2 rRNA genes (1 of these 2 cut by a window edge) are annotated in these 2500 nt (G+C 51.4%); both read right to left on the reverse strand.

The features are described 5' to 3' along the window. Nucleotides 1-61: 61 nt before the first annotated feature. Nucleotides 62-176, reverse strand: a 5S ribosomal RNA gene (rrf, locus tag GKC30_RS14745). Nucleotides 177-241: 65 nt separating this feature from the next. Continuing rightward, nucleotides 242-2500, reverse strand: a 23S ribosomal RNA gene (locus tag GKC30_RS14750); it runs 681 nt beyond the window's last position.

The following is a 2500-nucleotide window of genomic DNA, read 5'->3' on the forward strand; positions in this document are numbered from 1 at the left end:
CCCCCCCCGGCGCAAAACAGCAAAAGCCCCGATTCTTTCGAATCGGGGCTTTGGAAACATTTCTTGGCAACGACCTACTTTCCCACACGCTACCATGCAGTATCATCGGCGATGGAGGGCTTAACTACCGGGTTCGGAATGGGACCGGGTGTACCCCCTCCTCCTTGGTCACCAAGAAAAAGAGCTGGGCATATTGCCTAATATATTAGTCAATAGGGAGAAGAGAGAATTCCATTTAATGTCAAATAAGCCGCACGATCTATTAGTACCGGTCAGCTGAACAACTCGCGCTGCTTACACCTCCGGCCTATCAACCTTGTAGTCTTCAAGGGATCTTCAGGGACTAATGTCCAGGGAGAACTTATCTTGAGGATGGCTTCCCGCTTAGATGCTTTCAGCGGTTATCCGTGCCGAACATAGCTACCCTGCAGTGCCACTGGCGTGACAACAGGAACACCATAGGTTCGTCCACCCCGGTCCTCTCGTACTAGGGGCAGACCCTCTTCAATTCTCCTACGCCCACGGAGGATAGGGACCAAACTGTCTCACGACGTTTTAAACCCAGCTCGCGTACCACTTTAAACGGCGAACAGCCGTACCCTTGGGACCTGCTTCAGCCCCAGGATGTGATGAGCCGACATCGAGGTGCCAAACCGCGTCGTCGATGTGAACTCTTGGACGCGATCAGCCTGTTATCCCCGGCGTACCTTTTATCCTATGAGCGATGGCCCTTCCATGCGGAACCACCGGATCACTAAGACCAACTTTCGTTCCTGCTCGACATGTCTGTCTCACAGTCAAGCTCCCTTATGCCTTTGCACTCAACGGCTGGTTTCCAATCAGCCTGAGGGAACCTTTGCAAGCCTCCGTTACTATTTGGGAGGCGACCGCCCCAGTCAAACTACCCACCAGACACTGTCTCCAAGCCGGATGACGGCATTGGATTAGATATCTAAGTAACCAAGGGTGGTATTTCAAGGGTGACTCCACGCACTCTGGCGAGCACGCTTCAAAGTCTCCCACCTATCCTACACATGATTAATCAAATACCAATGTCAAGCTGCAGTAAAGGTGCACAGGGTCTTTCCGTCCTTCCGCGGGTACCCAGCATTTTCACTGGGAATTCAATTTCACTGAGTCTCTGGTTGAGACAGTGGGGAGATCGTTACGCCATTCGTGCAGGTCGGAACTTACCCGACAAGGAATTTCGCTACCTTAGGACCGTTATAGTTACGGCCGCCGTTTACCGGGGCTTCGATTTAGAGCTTCGGCCGAAGCCTAACCCCACCTCTTAACCTTCCGGCACCGGGCAGGCGTCAGTCCCTATACATCGTCTTACGACTTAGCAGAGACCTGTGTTTTTAGTAAACAGTCGCCCCCCCCGATTATCTGCGTCTCGAATCCGCTCATTCAGTAAATAAAATCACGGTCTCGAGAACCCCTTATTGCGAACGTACGGGGTCATTTTGCCGAGTTCCTTAACCAGAGTTCTCTCAAGCGCCTTGGTCTGCTCGACCCACCTACCTGTGTTGGTTTGCGGTACGGTACGCATATGCTAAACTTAGAAGCTTTTCTTGGCAGCATGGAATTAACGGCTTCAGTCGGTTTAATGACACGGCATCACGTCTCGGCCTTAAAGAAGGGCGGATTTGCCTACCCCTCAAGCCTACTCGCTTGCACCGGGATTTCCAACACCCGGACCGTCTATCCTTCTGCGTCCCTCCATCGCACACATATGCATGTACAGGAATATTAACCTGTTTCCCATCGACTACGCATTTCTGCCTCGCCTTAGGGGCCGACTCACCCTGGGAAGATTAACTTTACCCAGGAAACCTTAGGTTTACGGCGAATATGTTTCTCACATATTTTATCGTTACTCATGCCAGCATAATCACTTCTCATTAGTCCAGCAAACCTCACGGTTCACCTTCATCCCATCTGAGAACGCTCCCCTACCGCTCATAGCAAGCTATGAACCCAAAGCTTCGGTACAATGCTTAGCCCCGTTACATTTTCGGCGCAGAATCGCTAGGCCAGTGAGCTATTACGCTTTCTTTAAAGGATGGCTGCTTCTAAGCCAACCTCCTGGATGTATCAGCAACTCCACCACCTTTCCCACTTAGCATTGATTTCGAGACCTTAGCTGTTGGTCTGGGCTGTTTCCCTCTTGGCCATGGACCTTCGCACCCATAGCCTGACTGCATGACATCATCTTACGGCATTCGGAGTTTGATAGGGGTTGGTAACCTGGTGGGGCCCCTAGCCCTGTCAGTGCTCTACCTCCGCAAGACTAATCACACGCTATACCTCAATATATTTCGGGGAGAACCAGCTATCACCGGGTTTGATTGGCCTTTCACCCCTATCCACAAGTCATCCAAATCGTTTTCAACCGATACTGGTTCGGTCCTCCACTTGATTTTACTCAAGCTTCAACCTGCTCATGGATAGATCACCCGGCTTCGGGTCTACTCCGCAGTACTTGACGCCCTATTCA

This window comes from Pseudodesulfovibrio alkaliphilus, assembly GCF_009729555.1.
Lineage (GTDB): Bacteria > Desulfobacterota > Desulfovibrionia > Desulfovibrionales > Desulfovibrionaceae > Pseudodesulfovibrio > Pseudodesulfovibrio alkaliphilus.